Source organism: Streptococcus sp. HMSC065H07 (assembly GCF_001837325.1).
Lineage (GTDB): Bacteria > Bacillota > Bacilli > Lactobacillales > Streptococcaceae > Streptococcus > Streptococcus salivarius_H.
This window is the reverse complement of the sequence record NZ_KV832058.1, coordinates 2,629-3,582: the sequence shown is the minus strand read 5'-3', so window position 1 is coordinate 3,582 and position 954 is coordinate 2,629. Positions and strand designations below refer to the sequence as shown.

Here is a 954-nt window from a genome sequence, read left to right as displayed (position 1 = left end):
CACCTACAGATTGGATATTGTGAGCGTCAGTGAATTTAGTTGTATCCAACCATACTTGGTAGTATACTTTATCACCTTTCTTGAGTGTCTTAGTATTGATATTTTGAGCTTCGTTGTTATCAGTCTTATCAGCGTAAGGATTTGCGTTAGTATCTGCAACCTTATCTTTCAATTCGCTATCATCGTCGAGAAGTTTAACTCCTGTAAGATCGAATTTAGATTCGTTAAGGATGTATTTCTCTGGGTTGAAGTCTGGAGTATCTGGAGGAGTTACTTTGTTGTTGAACTCTTTATCAGCTGCATCTGTCACGTTAGTGATAAGTGCTTTAGCTGTTCCATCATGTTTAACTTCAACTGTAACAACAGCTTTCATACCGTCGTATTGAACTGTGCCATCAGTACCTTTAACTTCTTCTACTGTGTACTTGTAAGTACCTTCTTGGCCTTTCTTGTACTCAATAGCTTTGAACTTAACGTTACCTGAAGCATCGTTCTTAACAGTTTCGATGACATTTCCTGCTTCATCCTTCAATTGGAAGCTGAATTCGTTTGCTTTAAGCTCACGGCCTTCAAGTTTCTTAGTGAAGTTGAACTCAACTGAGATTGGAACGCTGTTTACACGTTTTTCAGTTGGTACCTTAGGTGTTTCAACCTTCTTAGTTGTTGGGTTGTAGTAGTGAACAACTTGTCCAGCTGTATTTTCAATATCTACACCACCAGGAACAGTGTCTTTAACAGTGGTTGGGATATCAAATTTATAGTAACGACCAAAGGCAAACTTAGTTGTGTCGATAATTTGAGTGTTTGCAGCATCACCAAGTGACTTAGTGAAGCCATCTTTAAGGTTAGCTGTGATTACACCGTTTTCAACTGTGATGTCGAATTTAGCGGTAACATCTTCACCTGTTACTGAATCGTAAGCTTTAATCTTAGTAGCGTCAAGTTCCAACTTAG

At 38.6% G+C, this 954-nt stretch carries 1 protein-coding gene; it reads right to left on the bottom strand.

From position 1 onward, the window contains the following. On the bottom strand, positions 1 to 954 hold a 954-nt coding region (locus HMPREF2637_RS11640), incomplete at both ends, for a Spy0128 family protein (protein WP_305367103.1).